Origin of the sequence: Stenotrophomonas sp. GbtcB23 (genome assembly GCF_019091045.1) — a bacterium.
In the GTDB taxonomy this organism is placed as follows: Bacteria; Pseudomonadota; Gammaproteobacteria; order Xanthomonadales; family Xanthomonadaceae; genus Stenotrophomonas; species Stenotrophomonas rhizophila_A.
In genome coordinates this window covers 1-20,865 of the sequence record NZ_JAGXKC010000028.1, presented here as the reverse complement: position 1 = coordinate 20,865, position 20,865 = coordinate 1, and the positions used below count along the sequence as shown (strand labels likewise).

General features: G+C 66.7%; 22 protein-coding genes and 1 pseudogene. 12 read left to right on the top strand and 11 right to left on the bottom strand.

The genetic code is table 11. From position 1 onward, the window contains the following. The first annotated feature begins 26 nt into the window (after window positions 1-26). From KVS69_RS12570 to KVS69_RS12560, 3 genes are all read left to right on the top strand, one after another. Window positions 27-1,529 carry an oligopeptide:H+ symporter gene (locus KVS69_RS12570; protein WP_068854309.1) on the top strand — a complete coding sequence of 501 codons (1,503 nt, stop codon included), beginning with the start codon at window positions 27-29 and terminating at the stop codon, window positions 1,527-1,529. 8 nt (window positions 1,530-1,537) lie between these two features. Further along, the gene (locus tag KVS69_RS12565) at window positions 1,538-2,143 is read left to right on the top strand and encodes a thioredoxin family protein (RefSeq protein ID WP_184125921.1); all 606 of its coding nucleotides are present in this window, start codon (window positions 1,538-1,540) and stop codon (window positions 2,141-2,143) included. 152 nt (window positions 2,144-2,295) lie between these two features. Continuing rightward, a complete protein-coding gene (locus tag KVS69_RS12560) occupies window positions 2,296-3,417 on the top strand; it encodes a hypothetical protein (RefSeq protein WP_217538315.1) in 1,122 nt (373 codons plus the stop codon). 96 nt (window positions 3,418-3,513) lie between these two features. Here the strand turns inward: KVS69_RS12560 and KVS69_RS12555 are convergent, their stop codons facing one another. Then, a complete protein-coding gene (locus KVS69_RS12555; protein WP_068854306.1) occupies window positions 3,514-4,005 on the bottom strand; it encodes a MarR family winged helix-turn-helix transcriptional regulator in 492 nt (163 codons plus the stop codon). A 129-nt stretch (window positions 4,006-4,134) separates the two neighbouring features. On the opposite strand from KVS69_RS12555, the gene hppD reads away from it, so the two are divergent. Together hppD and hmgA are read left to right on the top strand one after the other, a co-directional pair. After that, window positions 4,135-5,250 (top strand): 4-hydroxyphenylpyruvate dioxygenase, encoded by a 1,116-nt coding sequence (gene hppD / locus KVS69_RS12550; protein WP_176472606.1) that lies wholly within the window; start codon window positions 4,135-4,137, stop codon window positions 5,248-5,250. A 23-nt stretch (window positions 5,251-5,273) separates the two neighbouring features. Then, window positions 5,274-6,575 carry a homogentisate 1,2-dioxygenase gene (hmgA, locus tag KVS69_RS12545; protein WP_217538313.1) on the top strand — a complete coding sequence of 434 codons (1,302 nt, stop codon included), beginning with the start codon at window positions 5,274-5,276 and terminating at the stop codon, window positions 6,573-6,575. Between the two features lie 21 nt (window positions 6,576-6,596). Here the strand turns inward: hmgA and KVS69_RS12540 are convergent, their stop codons facing one another. Continuing rightward, window positions 6,597-7,139 carry a hypothetical protein gene (locus KVS69_RS12540; protein ID WP_217538311.1) on the bottom strand — a complete coding sequence of 181 codons (543 nt, stop codon included), beginning with the start codon at window positions 7,137-7,139 and terminating at the stop codon, window positions 6,597-6,599. A gap of 131 nt (window positions 7,140-7,270) precedes the next feature. Here KVS69_RS12540 and KVS69_RS12535 point away from each other — a divergent pair, with 131 nt between their 5' ends. Then, complete coding sequence (locus KVS69_RS12535; protein WP_217538309.1) at window positions 7,271-7,894, top strand: hypothetical protein; 624 nt, start codon at window positions 7,271-7,273, stop codon at window positions 7,892-7,894. Between the two features lie 76 nt (window positions 7,895-7,970). Further along, entirely contained in the window at window positions 7,971-8,921 is a 951-nt protein-coding gene (locus tag KVS69_RS12530) for a sodium:calcium antiporter (protein ID WP_217538307.1), read from the top strand. Window positions 8,922-8,940: 19 nt separating this feature from the next. Here the strand turns inward: KVS69_RS12530 and KVS69_RS12525 are convergent, their stop codons facing one another. From KVS69_RS12525 to KVS69_RS12490, 8 genes are all read right to left on the bottom strand, one after another. Then, complete coding sequence (locus KVS69_RS12525; protein ID WP_210131225.1) at window positions 8,941-9,375, bottom strand: Na+/H+ antiporter subunit G; 435 nt, start codon at window positions 9,373-9,375, stop codon at window positions 8,941-8,943. Next, window positions 9,372-9,656 (bottom strand): K+/H+ antiporter subunit F, encoded by a 285-nt coding sequence (locus KVS69_RS12520; RefSeq protein WP_068854300.1) that lies wholly within the window; start codon window positions 9,654-9,656, stop codon window positions 9,372-9,374. Before KVS69_RS12520 ends, KVS69_RS12525 begins: the two co-directional genes overlap by 4 nt. Continuing rightward, on the bottom strand, window positions 9,653-10,156 hold the full coding sequence (locus KVS69_RS12515) for a Na+/H+ antiporter subunit E (protein ID WP_068854299.1): 504 nt from the start codon (window positions 10,154-10,156) through the stop codon (window positions 9,653-9,655). Before KVS69_RS12515 ends, KVS69_RS12520 begins: the two co-directional genes overlap by 4 nt. Beyond that, a complete protein-coding gene (locus tag KVS69_RS12510) occupies window positions 10,153-11,688 on the bottom strand; it encodes a monovalent cation/H+ antiporter subunit D (RefSeq protein ID WP_217538305.1) in 1,536 nt (511 codons plus the stop codon). Before KVS69_RS12510 ends, KVS69_RS12515 begins: the two co-directional genes overlap by 4 nt. Beyond that, window positions 11,685-12,071 carry a Na+/H+ antiporter subunit C gene (locus tag KVS69_RS12505; RefSeq protein WP_068854297.1) on the bottom strand — a complete coding sequence of 129 codons (387 nt, stop codon included), beginning with the start codon at window positions 12,069-12,071 and terminating at the stop codon, window positions 11,685-11,687. Before KVS69_RS12505 ends, KVS69_RS12510 begins: the two co-directional genes overlap by 4 nt. Next, window positions 12,071-14,899: a monovalent cation/H+ antiporter subunit A gene (locus KVS69_RS12500; protein WP_217538303.1), complete on the bottom strand. Its 2,829-nt coding sequence runs from the start codon at window positions 14,897-14,899 to the stop codon at window positions 12,071-12,073. The genes KVS69_RS12505 and KVS69_RS12500 overlap by 1 nt, the downstream gene beginning before the upstream one ends. 344 nt (window positions 14,900-15,243) lie before the next feature. Then, window positions 15,244-15,729 (bottom strand): Mpo1-like protein, encoded by a 486-nt coding sequence (locus KVS69_RS12495; protein ID WP_095363152.1) that lies wholly within the window; start codon window positions 15,727-15,729, stop codon window positions 15,244-15,246. A 197-nt stretch (window positions 15,730-15,926) separates the two neighbouring features. Continuing rightward, entirely contained in the window at window positions 15,927-16,853 is a 927-nt protein-coding gene (locus KVS69_RS12490) for a phosphoribosylaminoimidazolesuccinocarboxamide synthase (RefSeq protein ID WP_217538301.1), read from the bottom strand. Window positions 16,854-16,996: 143 nt separating this feature from the next. On the opposite strand from KVS69_RS12490, the gene KVS69_RS12485 reads away from it, so the two are divergent. The 5 genes and pseudogenes from KVS69_RS12485 to yegS all read left to right on the top strand — a co-directional run bounded on the left by KVS69_RS12485 (window position 16,997) and on the right by yegS (window position 20,162). Continuing rightward, entirely contained in the window at window positions 16,997-17,326 is a 330-nt protein-coding gene (locus tag KVS69_RS12485; protein ID WP_095363151.1) for a DnaJ domain-containing protein, read from the top strand. A gap of 40 nt (window positions 17,327-17,366) precedes the next feature. After that, window positions 17,367-18,044 carry a ribulose-phosphate 3-epimerase gene (rpe, locus tag KVS69_RS12480; protein WP_068854293.1) on the top strand — a complete coding sequence of 226 codons (678 nt, stop codon included), beginning with the start codon at window positions 17,367-17,369 and terminating at the stop codon, window positions 18,042-18,044. A 2-nt stretch (window positions 18,045-18,046) separates the two neighbouring features. Further along, window positions 18,047-18,538: a GNAT family N-acetyltransferase gene (locus KVS69_RS12475; RefSeq protein ID WP_217538299.1), complete on the top strand. Its 492-nt coding sequence runs from the start codon at window positions 18,047-18,049 to the stop codon at window positions 18,536-18,538. A gap of 279 nt (window positions 18,539-18,817) precedes the next feature. Continuing rightward, window positions 18,818-19,105: pseudogene (locus tag KVS69_RS12470) on the top strand (NYN domain-containing protein); the annotation flags it as partial. A gap of 130 nt (window positions 19,106-19,235) precedes the next feature. Then, window positions 19,236-20,162 carry a lipid kinase YegS gene (gene yegS / locus KVS69_RS12465; protein ID WP_093534934.1) on the top strand — a complete coding sequence of 309 codons (927 nt, stop codon included), beginning with the start codon at window positions 19,236-19,238 and terminating at the stop codon, window positions 20,160-20,162. A 46-nt stretch (window positions 20,163-20,208) separates the two neighbouring features. Here yegS and KVS69_RS12460 read toward each other — a convergent pair. After that, window positions 20,209-20,865, bottom strand: a 657-nt coding sequence (locus KVS69_RS12460) for an ankyrin repeat domain-containing protein (protein WP_217538297.1), incomplete at its 5' end; no start/stop codon positions are given.

Genomic DNA, 20,865 nt, shown 5'->3' with positions numbered 1-20,865 from the left:
TCTTCCACCGAACCCAGGAATCCCGCATGAGCGTAGACGCCGCCGCGAAATCCGTTCCCGAACCGGCGTTGCCGGAGTTCAAGACCACGCTGGGCCACCCGCGCCCGCTGTGGATGCTGTTCATGACCGAGTTCTGGGAGCGCTTCGCGTTCTACGGGATCCGCTGGGCGCTGGTGCTGTACATCGTGGCCCAGTTCTTCGACGGCGACGCGGCCGGGCAGGCTGCGGCCAGCCGCACCTACGGTGCCTACCTGGCCCTGGTCTATGCCGCGGCCATCTTCGGTGGCTACGTGGCCGACCGGGTGCTGGGGTACCAGCGCTCGATCCTGACCGGCGCGGTGATCATGGCCGCCGGTCTGTTCATGGTGGCCATGCCCAACAAGGAAGTGTTCGAGTTCGGCCTGGCCACGATCATCATCGGCAACGGCCTGTTCAAGCCGAACATCTCCACCATGGTCGGCAAGCTGTACGGCCTGAAGGATGAGCGCCGCGATTCGGGCTTCACCATCTTCTACATGGGCATCAACGTCGGCGCGATGATCGCCCCGGTGCTTACCCAGTTCCTGGCCGAGAAGGTCTTCGGTACCGAAGCGATGCCGTCCTACAAGATGGTGTTCATCGCCTCGGGCATCGGCATGCTGCTCAGCCTGGTGTGGTTCTACGTCGGCCGCGCCGGCCTGAAGGGAATCGGTGCACCGCCGGTCGGTGCCGAAGGCATGGGCCGCGTGGTGATGGTGTTCATCGGTTCGCTGGTCGCCATTCCGGTCGCCTACTTCCTGCTGTCCACCGGCGCCACCGCGCTGGCCTGGATCCTCGGGGTGCTGTTCGTGGCGCTGGCGGTGCTGCTGCTGGTGGAAGGCATCCGCGAGGGCAAGGTGCAGCGCGACCGCGTGATCGCGATGCTGATCATCTTCGCCTTCAACGTCATGTTCTGGATGTTCTTCGAACAGGCCGGCAGCTCCTTCACCTTCCTGGCCGACAACATCGTCAACCGCAACCTGGGTGGCTGGACCTTCCCGACGGCGTGGTTCCAGTCGGTCAACTCGGTGGCGATCATCACCCTGGCCCCGATCGTGGCCTGGACCTGGATCAAGCTGGGCCGTGCCAATCCATCCATTCCGCGCAAGTTCGGTCTGGGCCTGCTGTTCAACGGCGCGGCCTTCGCGCTGCTGATGCTGGCACTGTCGTCGATGGTCGTGGACGGCAAGATCCCGTTCTGGACGCTGTTCATGGTCTACGTCATCCAGTCGGTCGGTGAGCTGTGCCTGTCGCCGATCGGTCTGTCGATGGTGACCAAGCTGGCACCGGTGCGCCTGGTCGGCTTCGGCATGGGCGGCTGGTTCCTGTCCACCGGCATCGGCAACAACCTGTCGGGCATCTTTGCCGGCGCGGTGAGCGGCGAAGGCGGCATGACCGTCGAGTCTGCGCTGAAGGGCTACACCTTCGGTTTCTGGGCGTTGATTGGTTCGGGCGCGGTGCTGTTCCTGATCGCCCCGCTGATCAACAAGCTGATGCACGGCGTCAAGTGAGGCCCGCCATGCGCATGAACACCTGGTGGTCCCCGATGATCGTGGCCGGCCTGCTGGCCGCCTGCTCGCCGTCGGCACCCACCGCGGCGCCTGCGCAGCCGGTGGACACCACCGAACAGAAAGCACCGGTGGCCGATCCCAGCCAGCCGGTGGCCTCGGGCAACACCCCGGCCGCGGCGGATGTCGCCGCGGTTGCCGGGCTCAACGCGCAGTTCGATCCGGCCCGCGACCCGGTCGCCGACCTGGCCACGGCCAAGGTCGAGGCCCAGCGTGGCGGCAAGCGGATCGTGCTGGACGTGGGTGGGGAGTGGTGCTCGTGGTGCCACCTGCTGGATGCGTTCATCGAGGGTGATGCGGAGATCCGCAGCTTCCGCGATGCCAACTACGTCTGGATGAAGGTCAACTACAGCGAAGACAACGAGAACGCCGCGTTCCTGTCGCAGTTCCCGCAGATCAAGGGCTACCCGCACCTGTTCGTGCTGGATGCGCAGGGCGCGCTCCTGCATTCGCAGTTCACCGGCGAGCTGGAGGCCGACAAGGGCCAGCCGAAGGGCTACAACCGCGAACGCTTCTTCGCTTTCATGAAGGAATGGGCGCCGCCGAAGGCGCCCTGAAAAAACGCACCCTGCAGACCACGCCGGTAGAGCGGACTGTCAGTCCGCTGCGCTTGGCGCAACGGATGAATCAACGCCAGCGGACCACCGGGCCGCTCTACAGTTGCCCGGTCTCCTGCCGCTATTTCCAAGGACCTCATGGATCGAAGCGCATGCAGCCTGGAACTTCCGATAGCACCGTAGACGCACCGACCGGCGTGAGCCTGCCGCCAGCGGAGGTGCTGCTGGACGACGCGTTGGCCCATGCTGGCGAAACCGACATCCCGGACGTTGCCGCCACCCTGTACCGCCTGCCGCAGGTGTCGGTTCCCGACAACGTGCTGCTCAAGGCGGCAGTGCAGAAGCTGGTCGAACAGAAGACCCAGCTCGACCAGCTGGCCCGCAACCCGGCGCTGGTGGGCCTGCTGCCCAGCGAATGGCAGGGCACCGGCACGCGCGGGGTGGACCTGCAGAGCTTCGTGCTCTCGGTGCTGCCTTACCTGCACAACGCCACCAAGGCCGAAACCGCGCCCGCGCGGCTGCCGCTCAAACACGTGCTGGGCGACAGCGGCCGCTGGGGCCAGGCCGATGTGGCCGAACCGAAATCGCTGGCGTTCTTCCTGGCCAGCGACGACCGCGCCACGGCAGGCGTGAAGGATCCGGCGGAGGCCTACCTGGTCGCGCCGCTGGGCCTGGCCTGGGCGCACGAGGGCCGGACCCGGCCCGGCTTCCTGCGGGATATGGGCTACACCAGCATGGCGGCGCGGGTACATGTGCTGCCGTACCCGGAGCCGGGCCAGTTGGCCCTGTACAGCGTGGTGGCCAATGGCATCGCCCAGGTCTGGTGCGTGCTGGACCGGCGCAAGCTGCGGCCGCTGCTGGCGCCGTGGTTGAGCGTGCCGCTGCTGACCGCCTATGGGGTCGCTGCGCCGGTGGCGTGGCCGACGTCGTATCCGTCGGTCGACGAGGTGGCGCGCGCGCTGGCCACCGCGCGCACCGGCAAGGGCCCGGTGGAAGTGGACCTGCCCAAGGTGGTCGCCAGGATCGCCGAAGATGCCTCCGGCGAAACCTGGATGCCGGTCAGCCTGCTCCAGGTCGGGACCTGGGCGCCGCGCTGGCGCTATTTCCTGGCCACCTTCATCGCGCTGCCGGCCGCGCTGCTGGTGATCGCCGCGTTGGCCCTTCCGGGCGCGCTGGAAGCCGCTGCGGTGGCGGCATCACTGGGCCTGGCCGCCGGCGCCATCGGCGCGTTGGCCGCCCCCTGGGTACACGCGAGGCGCAAGCACCTCAGCTGACGGCGTGGACGACCAACGGTCGTCACCTACCGAACGGCATGACCGCCGTCGGCAAGCCCTCGGTAGGTACCGACCGTTGGTCGGTACGCGCATCCGTCAGCCCTCATCCATCCGCTGCAGGCCTTCGCCGGCCAAGCGCAGGATCAGCTTCTCCAGCATCTGCTCCTCGTCTTCGCTCAGCACCGACATCAGCTTGCGGGTGATCTCGATCACCAGCGGGGCGATGGTCTCGTAGACCTCGAACCCGGCCGCCGACAGCGCCAGCACCGAACGACGGCGGTCATCACCGTGGGTTTCACGCTTGATGAAGCCGCGTTCGAGCAGTCTGGCCACGGCCCGGCTGACCGCCACCTTGTCCATCGCGGTGCGGTCGGAGACCTCGCTCGCCGATGAGCCCGGGTACAGCGCCAGGATGGTGATCACCCGCCATTCGGGAATCGCCAAGCCGTAACGATCCCCATACAGCTTGGCGATGTTGCCGCTGACCCGGTTGGACAAAACGCTCAGCCGGTACGGCAGGAACTGCTCCAGGTCGAGCAGGGCGTGCGTGGCACGGATGGTCTGGCTGCTGGGATCGGGTGGGCTCATGCTGCGGTGCACCTTGATGGTGGTTTCATGTGAAACTATAACCTTCTTTCCGGACTCCGCATTCTCGCGGGTCTGCCTTCCGCCCGCACCTGGTTTTTTTCCGGGGGTGGGCCGCTTTGGAGCCACGTCATGAGCAGCCAGCCCGCAACCGCGTCGCACGCCCCCAACCCGGGCATGCAGGTCACCACCTTCGAGAACCCGATGGGCATCGACGGGTTCGAATTCGTTGAATTCGCCGCGCCGGCCGGTCGTGGCGCCGAGCTCCACGAATACTTCCGCAAGATGGGCTTCACTGCCGTGCTGCGCCACAAGCAGCGCGCCATCACCGTGTACCGCCAGGGCGGAGTGAACTTCCTGGTCAACGAAGAGCCCGATTCGTTCGCCTCGGACTTCGCCGAGAAGCACGGCCCGTGCGCCTGTGGCTTCGCCATCCGCTTCCAGAAGCCGGGCGATGAGGTGTTCCAGATGGCGCTCGGCAACGGTGCCGAAGCGATCGACTTCAAGCCGGACACCAAGGCGGTGCCGGCCCCGGTCATCAAGGGCATCGGCGACTGCATGCTGTACCTGGTGGACCGTTATGGCGCCGCCGGCAGCATGTTCGATACCGACTACGCACCGATCGACGGCGTGGACCAGAACCCGGTCGGTTTCGGCCTGACCTTCATCGACCACCTGACCCACAACCTGTACTTCGGCAACATGCAGCAGTGGTCGGACTACTACGAGCGCCTGTTCAACTTCCGCGAGATCCGCTACTTCGACATCAAGGGCCTCAAGACCGGCCTGGTGTCCAAGGCGATGACCGCACCGGATGGCATCGTGCGCATTCCGCTCAATGAATCGTCCGACCCGAAGAGCCAGATCAACGAATACCTGGACGCCTACAAGGGTGAGGGCATCCAGCACATCGCCTGCTTCACCGAAAACATCTACGACACCGTCGAGGCGATGCGTGCGCAGGGCGTGGCGTTCCTGGATACGCCGGAAACGTATTTCGAGGTCATCGACATGCGCGTGCCCGGCCATGGTGAAGACGTGGCGCGGCTGGCGAAGAACAAGATCCTGATCGATGCGGATCCGGAGACCAAGCAGCGCAAACTGCTGCAGATCTTCACCACCAACTGCATCGGCCCGATCTTCTTCGAGATCATCCAGCGCAAGGGCAATGAAGGGTTTGGCGAAGGCAACTTCACCGCGCTCTTCGAAAGCATCGAGCGCGACCAGATCAAGCGCGGCGTGCTGTAATCCACGAAAACGGACCTCCGACCATGCCCACCTCCCTCGAATCGCGCGGCTACCAGACCGGTTTCGGCAACGAATTCGCCAGTGAAGCGGTTCCCGGCGCGCTGCCGGTGGGCCGCAACTCGCCGCAGCGGGTGGCGCATGGCCTGTACGCCGAACAGCTGTCGGGCACGGCGTTCACCGCGCCGCGCGGCAGCAACCGGCGCAGCTGGGTGTACCGGATCCGCCCGGCGGTCACGCATGGGGACTTCCAGCCCTATGCGCAGCCGCGCCTGCACGGCGATTTCGCGCAGGGGGCGGTGTCGCCCAACCAGCTGCGCTGGGATCCGCTGCCGCTGCCCACCGCGCCGACCGACTTCGTCGACGGCCTGTACACCATGGGCGGCAATGGTTCGCCCGACGCGCATGGCGGCGTCGGCATCCACCTGTATGCCGCCACTGCGGACATGCAGGGGCGCTACTTCTACGACGCCGACGGCGAACTGCTGATCGTGCCGGAACTGGGACGCCTGCGATTGCTGACCGAGCTGGGCGTGATCGAGATCGAACCGCAGCAGATCGCGGTGATCCCGCGCGGGGTGCGCTTCCGCGTGGAACTGCCGGATGGGCAGGCGCGCGGTTACGTCTGCGAAAACTTCGGTGCGCTGCTGAAACTGCCGGACCTCGGCCCGATCGGGTCGAACGGACTGGCCAACCCGCGCGATTTCGAAACGCCGCACGCGGCGTACGAAGACGTCGAGGGCGCTTTCGAGTTGATCGCCAAGTTCCAGGGCCAGCTGTGGCGTGCGGACATCGATCACTCACCGCTGGACGTGGTGGCCTGGCACGGCAACTACGCGCCTTACCGCTACGACCTGCGCCGCTTCAACACCATCGGCTCGATCAGCCACGACCACCCGGACCCGTCGATCTTCCTGGTGCTGCATTCGCCCAGCGACACCCCGGGCACCAGCAACATGGATTTCGCGATCTTCCCGCCGCGCTGGCTGGTGGCCCAGGACACCTTCCGGCCGCCGTGGTTCCATCGCAACATCGCCAGCGAGTTCATGGGGCTGATCCACGGCGCCTACGACGCGAAGGCCGAAGGTTTCGTGCCCGGTGGCGCCTCCCTGCATAACAGCATGAGCGGCCACGGCCCGGATGCTGCCACGTTCGAGAAGGCGTCCGCTGCCGACCTGAGCCGGCCCGACGTGATCAAGGACACCATGGCCTTCATGTTCGAAACCCGTGGCGTGATTCGCCCCACCGCGCAGGCCATGGACGCGGCGCACCGCCAGCGTGGCTATCAGCACTGCTGGCAGGGCCTGAAGAAGAACTTCCAGGCGTAACCACGCACGCGACCGCGGCGATCAGCCGGCGACCGCGCCGGCCTGCTCAAGCTGTGCCAGATGTGTCTCCGGCAGCACCTCGAACAGGCGCTGGCGTACGCGCTCGCAATAGCCTGCGGAGGTCAGCCCGGGCAGCGCGTCGAGGGCACTGCCCAGCGCGGCCACCACCTGCTCGTCGCTGCGCGCCTGCTGCAGGGTGTGCAACAACGCGGCGGCCTGTGGGTGCCGCTGCAGTTCGAGAATGCCCAGCAGGTAGATGCGCGCGGCCACCAGCGAGCGGCGGCGCTCGGTGGCGGGCGCAGCACTGGCCGGGGCCGGGCCCGCAGCGGTCGGTGCAACCGGCACCGGCGCTGGCATGGGCTCGGGCGGCGCTGAGGACATCAGGTAGCCTGCCTGGATCAGCTGGATCACCATGGCCGATGCTTCCGGGCCGATCATCGCGGTGAGCTGGGACAGGTCGCGCTGGCCATCGCACAGGATCAGCAGGCGCCGCTGGCGCATGTCCAGGGGCGCGCGGTGGGCCTGCAGGGCGTCACGGGCGAGGTCGGTCTTGCGCGGTTGCATGGGCGTGGGTCGAAGCGGTGCAGGCCGAGCCTGAACGCCGCAGGTGTAACTGTGATGACAAGCACGATATGCATGCACCGGCTGCACGCGCTCCACGCTAGCCTGCGAGCCACTGACAGGAGGGCGTGCATATGAAGCAGCTGGCAAGCGTGTTGGCACTCGGTATCGCAATCGCATTGGCGGGCTGCGACCGCCATCCAGAGCCCCCGTCGGCCGACGCCGACGCAGCGGTGGTGGAGCCGGCCGCAGACGCGACGGCACCTGCGGCACCCGCAACCACGGCCACTGCACCCGCCGCAGATGCTGCGGCGCAGGGTCCTGCGCGCCTGGATGGGTATGGCCCGTTGACCCTGGGTGCCAGCCTGGACGAGGTCCGCACCGCCTGGAAGGAGCCCTTGCAGGGTGACGTTCCCGATGACTATTGCCACGCGCTGCGCCCGCAGGGCAGCCAGGCCGATGACGTGGTCCTGATGATCGAGGGCAAGCGGCTGGTGCGTTACGACGTGCGCAACGACCGCATCGTGGCGCCGGGCGGTGGCAAGGTCGGCATGTCGCTGGGCCAGCTGCAGACGCTGTACCCCGATCGCGGCGACCTGACCCCGCACAAGTACGACGAGAAGGGCCACAACCTGCGCGTGCGCCCGGCCGCCGAGGGCGGGGCGATCGTCAACTTCGAGATCAACGGCGATGGCAACGTCACCGCCTGGCGGGTCGGCAAGACCCCGCAGGTGGATTACGTGGAAGGCTGCTCCTGAGCCACGGCACGGGCCGGGTTGTACGCCGCGCCATGACTGGCCCTAGAATCGGGCCACGCCACCTGGGGATCCACTGATGATCGCTGCCACTGCCTGGTTCCTGTTGGGCCTGCTGCTGCTTGCACTCGGGGGCGACTCCATCGTCAAGGCCGCCTCCGGGCTGGCCCAGCGCTTCGGTGCTTCTCCTTTCGTGGCGGGGTTGCTGCTGGTGACCTTCGGTACCTCCCTGCCCGAGCTGGTGGTCAACGCCCGCGCGTTCGTGGTCGGCGCCGAGGAGCTGGCGCTGGGCAATGCGGTGGGCAGCAACATCGTCAACGTGGGCCTGACCTTGGCGCTGGCGGCACTTGCCGCGCCGCTGCTGGTGCGGGCACGCCTGCTCTCGCCGTTGCTGGTGCTGCTGGCGGTAGCCAGCCTGGCGCTGATCGTATTCGGGTTGGACGGGGTGATCGCGCGCTGGGAAGGCGGCTTGCTGCTGCTGGGCTTCGTTGGGCTGCTGGCCTTCGTGCTGCGGTACGGTCGGCGCGAATCCGAGCCGGTACGCGAAGCGATTGCCGGCTATGCGATGACCCGCACCGGCCTGTTCCTCAATGTGCTGCGGGTGGTGTTCGCCGCCGTGTGCCTCTACTACGGCGCGCGCTGGGTCGTGGGTGCCGCGCCGGTGATGGGCGCCAGCCTGGGCTGGTCGCCGCTGCTGGTGGGCCTGTTGCCGGTGGCCATCGGTACCGCGCTGCCGGAAGTCGCTGCCGCGATCATCGCCGCGCGCCGTGGCCAGGGTGACATGGTGCTGGGCCACGTGATCGGCTCCAGCCTGTTCAACCTGCTGGTCGTGGTCGGCGGCATGGCCGCGCTGCGCCCGCTGGCGCTGCCCGAATCGTTCGTGAAGCTGGAGTTGCCGGCCGCGATCGCCTTCGTGCTGGTGCTGTACCCGATGCTCAAGGGCGACCTGACCATCAGCCGGCGCGAGGGCGGGATCCTGCTGGTGGCGTTCGTGGCGTGGATCGCGCTGGAGCTTGCGCTGATCGGGTAAGGACACGCATGGCGTGCCCCTACGACTCCGGGGGCGCGCCAGGATCCGTGCGCGTGGCGACGCGTTCGTCGTCATCGCGCCCCTCTGTCACGTTGCGCGGCAACGGCGGCGGCAACTGCTCTTCCTTCGCGGTCTCGTGCCCGGGCAGGCTCGGCCGCTTTTCCATCATCAGCGACAGCGCCGCCTTGGCCATCATGTGCGCGCTGATCGGTGCGGTGATGAACAGGAACACGGTGATCAGCAGCTCGCGCGGCTGCGGGTCCTCACCCAGGAAGATGTGGTACAGCACCGAACCGGCCAGCACGCAGCCAACGCCCAAGGTGCTTGCCTTGGTCGGTGCATGCAGGCGCTTGAAGAACGTGGACAGCTTCACCAGACCCAGCGCGCCGACCAGGATGAAGAAGCAGCCAAACAGCAGCAACAGCGACAGCGCGACCTGGATGAAGGTGATCATTCGACGATGTCCCGGCGCAGCACGAACTTGCTGAGCACCACGGTGCTGCCAAAGCCCAGCATCGCGATCACCAGCGCCGCTTCGAAATACACCGCCGAATTGAGGTACATGCCGAACAGCATCAGCTCGGCGATGGCGGTCACCGACAGCGTGTCCAGCGCCAGGATCCGGTCGGGCACGGTCGGCCCGCGCAGCAGGCGCCAGGTGGCCAGCAGCATGGCCAGCCCGACTACGTGCATGCACACGGCCATGGTGGTCTGGATGAAGGTGAAACCGGTCATGGGAAAATCTCCATCAGCGGGGCTTCGTAACGGTGCTTGATCTGCCGGATCAGTTCGTCGGGATCGTCCAGGTGCAGCACATGCACCAGCAGGTAGCGGCGATCATCGGACAACGCGGCCGACACCGTACCCGGCGTCAGGGTGATCATGCTGGTGAGTGCGGCGATGCCGTGGATGTTGGCGATGTCCAGCGGCAGCCAGATGAAGCCCGGGTGGATGCGGCGCTCCGGGCCCAGTACCTGCACCGCCACGCGGATGTTGGAGACCAGGATGTCCCACAGCGTCACGCAGATCAGCTTGGGCAACGGTCGCAGCGAGCCGATGCGCGCGAACTCGCGGTCCAGCCGCGCGGCGAACAGCGGCACCACCACGCCCAGCAGCATGCCGAGCAGGATCTGGCCCAGGGTGAAGCTGTCGGACATCAGCACCCAGAAGCCGGTGACCATCACGCTCAGCGAGGTCGAGGGGAACAGGCGGCGAAGGAACGGGCGGCGGCTCATGGCTGGCGGATCTCCGGCGTGGTCGCACGCAGTCCGCCCACGTAATCCTGCGGCGTGAGCAGCTGGGCGGCCATGGCGTCGGTGTACTGCATCAACGGGTTGGCGAACACGCTCATGCCGATGCCGTAGCAGAGCAGCAGCGCGGCGGCGAACAGCTCCACGGTGCGGGTGGGCGCCTTGCGCGGCGGGGGTACGCCCTCCTCCAGCACCGGCACCCGCCAGAACAGGCGGATGCCGCCGCGGGTGATGCCCACGATCACCATCAGGCTGCTGCCCAGCACCGCCGCCCACACCACGCCGGTGTACGCCGGCGGCATGCCGGCCAGCAGCGCCGCCTTGGCCAGGAAGCCGGACAGCGGCGGCAGGCCGGCCACCGACACCGCGGCGATCAGGAACAGCACCGCCGGGGTTTCCTTGCCGGGCATCGGCGCGATGATTTCCTTGCGATCACTGGCGCCACCGCGGCGGCGGCGGATCAGGTCGGCAATGAGGAACAGGGCGGCAGCCACGAACGTACTGTGCGGCAGGTAGTACAGCCCGGCCGACAGTACTTCCGGGGTGCGGACGGAGAAGGCGATGAACAGCGTGGCTGCGGAGACCACCACCAGGTAGGAGATCAGCACGCGCAGGCGGGCGGCGGCAAGCACGCCCAGCCCACCCAGGATCAGCGTGGCCACGCCGGCCCAGAACAGCCACTGGGAGCCATAGCCGGCCATGGCGCCTGCGTCTTCGCCGAACCACAGCGAGCTTACCCGCAGCATCGCGTACAGGCCGACCTTGGTCATGATGGCAAACAGCGCCGCCACCGCTGCCGGTGCGCGTGCGTAGGCTTCGGGCAGCCACAGGTACAGCGGCATCAGTGCGGCCTTGCTGCAGAACACCAGCAGCAGCAGGCCGAGCGTTGCCTTCACCAGGGTCAGGTGGGTGGGCGGCACCTCGGCGATGCGCTGGGACAACTCGGCCATGTTGAGCGAGCCCAGGGAGGCGTACAGCAGCCCCAGTGCGATCAGGAACAGGGTGGACGCGGTGACGTTGAACACCACGTAGTGCAGGCCGATGCGCATGCGCAGCCCGCGTCCGCCACTGAGCAGCAGGCCGTAGGAGGCGATCAGCATCACCTCGAAGAACACGAACAGGTTGAAGATGTCGCCGGTGAGGAAGGCACCGTTGAGGCCCACCAGCTGGAACTGGAACAGCGCATGGAAATGCGGTGCGCGCCGGTCCCAGCCCGAGCAGGCGTGCAGCAGGCACGGGACGGCCAGCAGCAGCGTGGTCAGCAGCATCCAGCTGGACAGGCGGTCGGCCACCAGCGCGATGCCCAGCCGCGAGGGCCAGTCGCCCAGCAGGTACACCGCGATGGTCCCATCGGCGGTCTCCGCGAACAGCAGGGCCACCGACGCCGCCAGCGCGGCCAGCGTGGTCCAGGCCACCGTGCGCTGCACCTTGGGGCCGTAGCGGCGGTGTTCGACGAACAGCGAACAGGCCGCACCGAACAGTGGAATCAGGATGGGCAGGATCACCGCATGGTTCACGGGCCACCCTCCCGGCCGGGCGCGGTATCGGCCAGCTCTGCAGCCTCATCCTCGTGCGCGTCGACGTGATCGCTGTGGTTGTCGCTGCGGCTGCGCATGGCCAGCACGATGCTCACGGCGGTCATCGCAAAGGCGATGACGATCGCGGTCAGCACCAGTGCCTGCGGCAGCGGATCGGTGTAGTTGCCCAGCGTGCTGTCCACGCCCTCCTTCAGCACCGGCGCCTTGCCGGTGACCAGGCGGCCGCCGGAGAAGATCAGCAGGTTGGTCGCGTAGGACAGGAAGGTCATGCCGAGGATGACGTCGAAGCTGCGCGCGCGCAGCAGCAGGTAGATGCCGATCGCAGCCAGTACGCCGATCGCGCTTGCCAGGGCCAGTTCCATCAGTGGGTCTCCCCGGTGCGTGCCGAACGGTTGTTGGGATCGATCTCGCCCTTGCGCGAGTTGCGGGTGCGCGACGGTTTCACCGTGCCCATCATCGACAGGATCAGCATCGCCCCGCCGAACACCACCAGGTACACGCCGGTATCGAAGCCGACCGCGCTGGCCAACGGCACCGTGCCGATCAGCCGCAGCTCCAGGTCCAGGTGCCCGCTTGTCAGGAACGGCACGCCGAACAGCATCGAGGCACAGCCGCTGACGATGGCGATGAGCAGGCCTGCGCCGATGCAACGGATGTAATCGAAGCCGAAGCGCGATTCCACCGAGGTGGTGCCCTGGATGACGTACTGGATCAGCAGCGGCACCGCCAGCACCAGGCCGGCGATGAAACCGCCGCCGGGCGCGTTGTGGCCGCGCAGGAACAGGAAGATCGATACCGTCAGCGTCAGCGGGAACATCACCTGGGCCAGGTCGGCCGGTACCGGCAGCTTGATCGGCGGGCCCGGCATGATCTGCTCCGGCGCCATCCGCGAACGCCGCAGCATGGCGTGCACCACCAGTGCGGCGATGCCGAAAACGGTGATCTCACCGAAAGTATCGAAGCCACGGAAGTCCACCAGGATCACGTTGACCACGTTCTCGCCGTACGCTTCGGGCAGCGCACGCGCCAGCAGTTCGCCGGCCATGGTGTTGGGCGGCAGGGTCATCGCGCTGTAGGCCATGGCGGCCAGGCCGCCGCCACCGATCACCGCGATCAGTGCATCGCGGCGCTTGCGCCAGCGCGACTTCTCCGGCGGCGACTGCGCCGGCAGGTAGTTCATGCCCAGCAGCATCAGCACCAGCGTCACCATCTCCACCAGCAGCTGGGTCAACGCCAGGTCCGGCGCGGACAGGAACACGAAGGTCAGCGATACCATCAGGCCCACGCCACCGGCGACCAGCACTGCCAGCAGGCGCTGCCGATAGACGAACAGCGCGCCCAGCGCGCAGGCCATCATCACCGCCCACAGCGCCCAGCCCAGCAACGGAATGGGCTGCGGCGAAGGCCAGTTGGGCGACACCGGATTGGCCACGTACGGGGCGGCGGCCACGATGATCGCCACCACCACCAGCGCCATCAGCATGCGCTGCAGGCTGCCGTTGGCCAGGCCCTGGGTGAGCCGGTGGGCGAAGCCGAACACCAGGTCCAGCTGCTTGTGGAACAGGTTGCGCCCGATGGCATGGCTGACCACCGCATGCAGGTTGATCAGCCGGCGCAGGCCGAAGTACAGGGCGATGCCGCCCAGCACACCGGCGATGCTCATCATCAGCGGCATGTTGAAGCCGTGCCAGACCGACAGGCTGTAGGCCGGCATGGCCGGGCCCAGGATCGAGGAAGCTGCCGCGTGCAGGATCGGGGCCACGGTGATCGCCGGGGCCACGCCGACCGCCACGCACAGCACCACCAGGACCTCCACCGGCACCTTCATGAAGCGCGGCGGCTCGTGCGGCACCCGGTCCAGGTCATGCGGGCCTTCGCCGAAGAAGGTGTCATGCACGAAGCGCAGGCTGTAGGCCACGCCCAGCACGCCGGCCAGCAGCGCGGCGATCGACACGGCGATGCGCATGGGTTCCGGTCCCTGCGCGGTGATGGCCTCGGCGAACAGCATTTCCTTGGACAGGAAGCCGTTGAGCAGCGGAATGCCGGCCATGGCCAGCGAGGCGATGATCGCCAGCGCGCTGGTGAACGGCATCAACCGGCGCAGGCCACCGAGCTTGCGCATGTCGCGCGTGCCGGTTTCATGGTCGATGATGCCGGCGGCCATGAACAGCGAGGCTTTGAAGGTGGCGTGGTTGAGGATGTGGAACACGCCGGCCACCACCGCCATCGGCGTGGACAGGCCGAACAGCAGGGTGATCAGGCCCAGGTGCGAGATCGTCGAATAGGCCAGCAGCCCTTTCAGGTCGTGCTGGAAGATCGCGTTCCAGGCGCCGATCAGCAGGGTCAGCGCGCCGATCCCGCTGACCGTATAGAAGAACAGGTCGGTACCGGCCAGCGCCGGGTGCAGCCGGGCCAGCAGGAACACGCCGGCCTTCACCATGGTGGCCGAATGCAGGTAGGCCGACACCGGGGTCGGCGCGGCCATTGCATGTGGCAGCCAGAAGTGGAACGGGAACTGCGCGCTCTTGGTGAAGATGCCCGCCAGCACCAGGAACAGGGCCCACGGGTACAGCGGACTGGCGCGGATCACATCGCCGGCGGCCAGCACCGCATCCAGTTCAAAGCTGCCGACGATGCGGCCGATCAGCAGCACGCCACCGAGCAGGGCCAGGCCGCCGCCGCCGGTGACCACCAGCGCCATCCGCGCGCCCTCGCGGGCATCCTGGCGGTGCGACCAGAAGCCGATCAGCAGGAACGAGCTGATGCTGGTCATTTCCCAGAACACCATCAGCAACAACAGGTTGCCGGACAGCACCATGCCCAGCATGGCGCCCATGAACAGCAGCAGGTAGCAGTAGAAGCGGTGCGCGTTGTCCTTGGCGCTCAGGTAGTAGTGCGCGTACATCACCACCAGCGCGCCGATGGCCAGCACCATGCCGGCGAACATCCAGGCCAGCCCATCCAGCCGCACCGAGAAGGCCAGCCCGATCTGCGGCAGCCAGTCCCCGAAACTGCGCACCACCCCGCCATCAAGGATCGCGGGGGTCATCGTCGCGAGCAGCGCCAGCCCGCCCACAGGGGCGGCCGCGGCCAGCCAGGCGGCCGTGGCACGGGAACTGTGGCGGAACACAATGACCGCCACCGCCAGCAGGAAGGGCAGGGCGAGCAGCAGGAGAAGGCTGGGATTCATGCAGGGAATGCGGGATTCACGAGCAGGCCTTTCAGTCTAACAGGCGGGGATTTGTCGCCGATATACCCGATTACGCCACCAACTGTAGGCAACGTGCGTGATTCATCTTTTGCTGTCGGCAGGGTGGTCCATTCGGGGTTGTTCAGCGCCGTATGGAAACGTTGCCGGCACTTTGCGCCATGAGTGATCTCGCTACCGTTCAGCCCAGCAACGACAGGGCCTCCGCCCGCGCGTCAGCCACCGCGCAGATGAACGAACCACCCTCCCCGGATCGCGTCCACCGCCATGCTGGACCCGCTGCCGTGCAGCAGGAGTGAGCATCCATTTCGTTCAGGTTGGGCCGGTCAATACGCCAGGTCGAACTTCCGGTACGCCTTGGCCATCACCCAGGCCGGCCCGATCAGCAGATAGGTCAGGTCGGTCAGGAAGCTGGGCTTGCGCCCCTCGAACTTGTGGCCGATGAACTGCGCGACCCAGGCCACCACGAACACGCCCAGCCCCAGCCAGGCCAGGTTGGCGAGCCCGATCTCGGCTTCCAGCAGCCGGCAGGTGCAGCCGCATACAAAGAAGAAGGCGAGCATGCCCAGGCCCAACCGGCGCGACAGCCGGTTGTAGAAGCACCACGCGGTAAACATCGCCAGGCCGGCCCAGACCCCGTACTGGAACCAGGTGATCAGCGGCGGCAGGCACCAGAGCAGGGCAATGACCGACCACAGGATCGCCGGCACCGCCACCACATGGATGCGCTGGTTCAGCGTATTGCGGTGATCGTCTGAATAGCTGGCGAAATAGCGGTCGATGGGCCGCACAAGCTGGGTCGTCGTGGACATTGAGCCTCCGGAGTGACCACAGAATACTCCCGACAGCGGACGGGTAGGGCGGGGCGGGTAGAGCGGAGCGGGTAGAGCGGAGCGGGTAGAGCGGACTGTCAGTCCGCTGCTCCACCGCAGCCGACTAACAGTCGGCTCTACCGCCGCAGCCGACTAACAGTCGGCTCTACCGCCCAAGCCGGACTCTACCGGCGGCATCAATCCACCGAAATACCGGCCAGCCGCTGCAGCGCCTCGGCGTACTTGGCGCGGGTGCGTTCGATGATGTCCGCCGGGATGCTCGGGCCCGGGGCGGTCTTGCCCCAGTCCAGCGTCTCCAGGTAATCGCGGACGAACTGCTTGTCGTAGCTCGGCGGGCTGGTGCCCACTTCGTACTCGTCGGCCGGCCAGTAACGCGAGGAATCCGGCGTCAGCATCTCGTCCATGATGTACAGGCGGCCATCGGCATCGGTACCGAACTCGAACTTGGTGTCGGCCAGGATGATGCCGTGCTCGCGGGCGTAATCGGCGGCGAACTTGTAGATGCGCAGGGTGGCATCGCGCACGCGCTCGGCCAGGTCCGCGCCGACCGCCTTGACCATCGCATCGAAATCGATGTTCTCGTCATGGTCGCCCACGGCGGCCTTGGTCGAGGGGGTGAAGATCGGCTCGGGCAGCTGCTCGGCCTGGCGCAGGCCATCGGGCAGTTCAATGCCGCTGACCTTGCCGGTGCGCTGGTAGTCCTTCCAGCCGCTGCCGATGAGGTAGCCGCGGGCGATGGCTTCCACCGGTACCGGCTTGAGCTTGCGGGTCACCACCGCCCGCTTGGCGTACAGCGCCGGGTCCACGCCCTCGGGCAGCACACTGGCCACGTCGATGCCGGTGAGGTGGTTGGGCATCAGGTGCGCGGTCTTGGCGAACCAGAAGTTGGAGACCTGGCAGAGCATTTCGCCCTTGCCGGGAATCGGATCGGGAAGCACCACGTCGAAGGCCGACAGACGGTCGGTCGCGACCATCAGCAGGTAGTCCCCCGGCGGCGTGCCGGCGGGCAGCCGTTCGCGCGGAATGTCGAAAACATCACGCACCTTGCCGCGATGGCGCAAGGGCAGGCCGGGGAGATCGGATTGCAACAACGTGGTCGGCACGGGCACTCCTGGGGCTTCGTCGAGACGGCTGTCCAGGGCACCCGGAGGGCCCGCAGGGACAGCGGGCGGCCTAGTGTAAAGCGGGTTGGGGCCGCTGTGACGTAAAATGAGGTTCCTTTGTTGCCCCGGCCGCCCCGACGACCATGCGCTGGTACGGAAAACTGCTTGGATTCATCGCCGGCGCCCTGCTTTTCAGGCCCAATCCGCTGTTTGGTGCCGTGGTCGGCCTGCTGATCGGCCATGCCTTCGATGCCGACTGGTTCCGGCTGAACAGGGAGAACCCGTACCGGGAGCTGGGGCTGACCTCCGAGGCCACCGATGCCGAGATCGACCTGGCCTACCGGCGGCTGATGTCCCAGTACCACCCCGACAAGGTCGTCGGCGCCGCCCCCGAGCTGCGCCAGCAGGCCGAGCGCAAGTCGCGCCAGCTCAACGCCGCCTACGACCGCATCAAGACCCTGCGCAAGCGCTGAGCGCGCGCGGCCCCCTCTCTACGTCCTGAAGGCCCCGGCCATGTCCAACTGCATCATTGCCCCCTCCATCCTGTCCGCCAACTTCGCCCGCCTCGGCGAAGAGGTGGACAACGTGCTCGCCGCCGGTGCCGACTGGGTGCATTTCGACGTGATGGACAACCATTACGTGCCGAACCTGACCATCGGCCCGATGGTCTGCCAGGCGCTGCGCAAGCATGGCGTGACCGCCCCGATCGACGTGCACCTGATGGTGGAACCGGTGGACCGCATCATTCCGGACTTCGCCGAGGCCGGCGCGACCTATATCAGCTTCCACCCCGAGGCCAGCCGCCACGTGCACCGCACCATCCAGCTGATCCGCTCGCTGGGCTGCAAGCCGGGCCTGGTGCTCAACCCGGGCACCCCGGTGGACATCCTGGACTGGGTGCTGGACGACCTGGACCTGGTGCTGCTGATGTCGGTCAACCCCGGTTTCGGCGGCCAGGCCTTCATTCCCTCTGCGCTGGACAAGCTGCGCGTGGTCCGCCAGAAGATCGATGCCAGCGGTCGCGACGTGCGCCTGGAGATCGACGGCGGGGTGAAGGCCGACAACATCGGCGCGATTGCCGCGGCCGGCGCCGACGCGTTCGTGGCCGGCTCGGCGATCTTCAACGCGCCGATCAGCTACAAGGACGTGATCGACCAGATGCGCCACAACGTAGCCAAGGCACGGGGCTGAGCATGGGTGCGCCGGCGCTGCAGATCCGCGAGGCCACCGCTGCCGATGCCGCGCTGATCCTGCGCTTCATCCGCGAGCTGGCGATCTACGAAAAGGCCGAATCGTCGGTGCAGACCGACGAGGCGGGCATCGTCGCCAGCCTGTTCGGCGAGGGCGCCAAGGCGCGCGCGCTGATCTGCGAAACCGGTGGCGAGGCGATCGGCTACGCGGTGTATTTCTACAACTACTCTACCTGGCTGGGCCGCAACGGCATTTACCTGGAAGACCTGTACGTGAGCCCGGCCAGTCGCGGGAGTGGCGCCGGCAAGGCCCTGTTGCAGCACATCGCCCGCATCGCAGTGGCCGAAGGCTGCGGCCGCTTCGAGTGGTCGGTGCTGGACTGGAACGAACCGGCGATCCGGTTCTATGAGGCGGCCGGCGCCAAGCCACAGAGCGAGTGGACGGTGTACCGCCTCGAGGGAGAAGCCCTGAAGGCATTCGCCGGCGGAGATTGAACGCATATGCGGCGAAGGCCATCATCGGGGCTATCAATGTTCTAGCTGTAGCCGATAGGCACAAATGCCTTGTCACGCAGATGTTCCCGTAACAGAATCGATCCATCCAGCCCTCCAAGTACGCCCCCCTACTGATCGCGGGACGGCCGAAACGGGGGCTTTTTTCTGCGACTCGGCCACTTGACCGACTTCAATGCGTGGTCTGCCAGTCCGGGCGTACTTGATGATCTTCTGAAGGGGCGTCGTCGTTTTGCCGATCTTGCGGCCGAAGATGTCCATCCAGTGATAAGGCAGAAGGGGGTCGACATGCGAATAGGCATCGACATCTCTTTCCTCGCCCTGAAGCGGCAGGTTCGGCAGATCGTTCTGATGGCCGGTGACGCTGATTTCGTACCCGCGGCGAAGTTGGCGAGGCGCGAAGGCGTCGACTTCGTACTGGACCCCATGTGGTCCGCCATTCCGCAAGGCCTGGTCGAGCATATAGATGGGATGCGCTCGGTCTGCCCCCGGCCCCAAAAAAAAGACCGCACCCTTGCGAATGCGGCCCTGGGAATAGCGGGAGGCTGATCCTGCCTCCATCCATCGTCCCTGCTATGGACTTCCATTCTCCGGGCAATCAGTGACCGTTTGATGACGTTCACTGCCCCTGAGCCACCGGGCTGATAGCCTGCGCCTCCCCCTCCCATGGAAGTGCGGTATGCGTGGTCCTCGCTGGCGTCTGATCCTCAATGGCAAGTCCACGGGCAACGTCGAGCTGCGTGAGGCGGTGCATGCGCTTCGCGAGCAGGGGGTGACGATCGAGGCCCGGGTCACCTGGGAAGACGGTGACGCCGAGCGTTACGTGGCCGAAGCCATCGAGCACGGCGTGGATACCATCATCGCCGCCGGTGGCGACGGCACCCTGAGCGAAGTGGCGGAAACCCTGGCCCACCGCGATGAGGCGGCGGACGCGCTGCCGACCCTGGGGCTGGTGCCGCTGGGTACCGCCAATGATTTCGCGACGGCCGCCGGCATTCCCGAGGAGCCGATCCAGGCGCTGCAGATGATCCTGGCCCAGCCGGCGTGCCCGCTGGACCTGCTGCGCATCGACGCCGACGGTGACCTGTGGTGGTGCGCCAACGTGGCCAGCGGCGGCTTCGGCACCGAAGTGACGGTGGAGACCGACGAGGGCCTGAAGAAGGTGCTCGGCGGGCTGGCCTACCTGGTGACGGGTATCTCCCGGCTGGGCCGGATCGAACCCATCCAGGCCCGGCTGCGCACCCCGGACTTCAACTGGGAGGGCGGGTTCATTGCGCTCGGCATCGGCAACGGCCGCCAGGCCGGCGGTGGCCAGGTGCTGTGCCCCGAAGCGCTGGTCAATGACGGCCTGCTCGATCTCACCGTGATCCCGGAGCTGAGTGGCGAAGTCGCCTCGACGCTGGGCGCATTGATCCGTGGCGGCAAGCAGGGCGCGCTGGAGCAGGTGGCCGAGCGCACCCGCGCGCCGTGGGTGGAAATAGACGCCGACGAGCCGATGACCCTCAACCTGGACGGCGAGCCGGTTCGCGCGCGCCGCTTCCGCATCGACTGCGTGGCAGCACGCGTGCGCATGCACCTCCCGCTAGACAGCGCGCTCCTGCAGTAGGCGGTTGCCGCACCGCTCGCCGTAGAGCCGGGCCCTGCCCGGCTGCTCAGAGCAGCGGAATATCCTCTTCCCTGGTCGGGAAGCCAAACGCCTCCCGCTTCTTGCGAATGTGCTCAGGCATCGGCGGACGCGGGATGTTGCGCGCGATCAGCCATTGCTGACATTTCTTCTGCCACGGCAGAAGATCGGGCGTGGTGATTTCCCAATAGATGTCTTCCACCATCATCTGGCGCGCGGGACTGCTTGATCCCGACGCAGCAGGTGCAGAAAGGGTCGGGTCCGCGCCGTGCTCCAGCAGCCAGTACGCCGCGTCGAAACCACCGCGGGCGGTATACCAGCTCAACACCGTATCAGCCTTGCCCAGGTTGTTCTCGTTGACCTTCGCGCCCGCTTCCACCAACTGTTGGACGTTCTTCCATTGGTTGCCGTTGATGAACGCCTGGAACAGCAGCGATTCCCCGCCACTGCTCCGCGTGTTGGGGTCGCCGCCATGCTTCAGAAGCAGCTGCAGAAAAGCGGGATCCTCCAACCGGACGGCATATATCATGGCGTTGTTGAACCTGAAGGGTTTGCCGTCGATCTCCTGCACTTGTCGCGCATTCGGATCAGCTCCATTGACGAGCATCGCGCGCAATCCTTCCACGCTGCGGGTGCGAAGCGGCCATGCCAACAGTGGAATTCCGTCACGCTTGCCAAACTCGAC